This window comes from Spiroplasma sp. hyd1, assembly GCF_016082235.1.
Taxonomy (GTDB): Bacteria; Bacillota_I; Bacilli_A; order Mycoplasmatales; family Mycoplasmataceae; genus Spiroplasma; species Spiroplasma poulsonii.
This window is the reverse complement of sequence record NZ_JXYY01000142.1, coordinates 1-525: the sequence shown is the minus strand read 5'-3', so window position 1 is coordinate 525 and position 525 is coordinate 1. Positions and strand designations below refer to the sequence as shown.

The window sequence follows — 525 nt, the reverse complement described above, 5'->3', positions numbered from 1 at the left end:
CGGGTGTTTGCGCAGCCAGTCGGCATTGACTCGCAGGGCCCTCGCGAGGTCGCGTGTCGTCCAGGCGCCGGTGCGGGTGTGCATCTTCGCCAGTACGCGCGCGTCGTTGCGCGCCGCCTCGTCCGCCTTGAGCTTGGCGCTGATCTCGCGATTGCGCCGCGCCCACTCCAACTGCCATGCGCGCTCACGCTCCGAAGGCTTGCGCACGGGGCGCGGCGCGCTCGGCGGCATCGATGGCGCGCGCGCCGATTCGATCATCTTGCGCAGGTCGATCATCCGTGTGCCTCCGCGAACAGGTCCAGCTGTCGACGCGGTCGAGCGATCGACCCTCTGCTGCCGAGGACCTCGAGGCGGTCGCCGCTCCACACGTTGGTGCCGTCCAGGCGGTAGCCGTTGAGCCACACCAGCCCGGGCCGGCCTGCATTCGTGCGGTCGCTGTGGCAGGTGAGGTGGTAGTGCGGCTCGCTGGGCGAGTCGTCGCCGTTGATCCAGCGCAGGTACTGCGGGCAGGTGCAGGGCCCATCG

1 protein-coding gene is annotated in these 525 nt (G+C 70.3%); it reads right to left on the bottom strand.

Going from position 1 to position 525, the window contains the following annotated elements; all coding sequences use genetic code 4:
- A partial coding sequence (locus TS70_RS06765) for a hypothetical protein (protein WP_198049814.1) occupies positions 1-276 on the bottom strand: 276 nt, incomplete at its 3' end.
- Positions 277-525 lie beyond the last annotated feature (249 nt).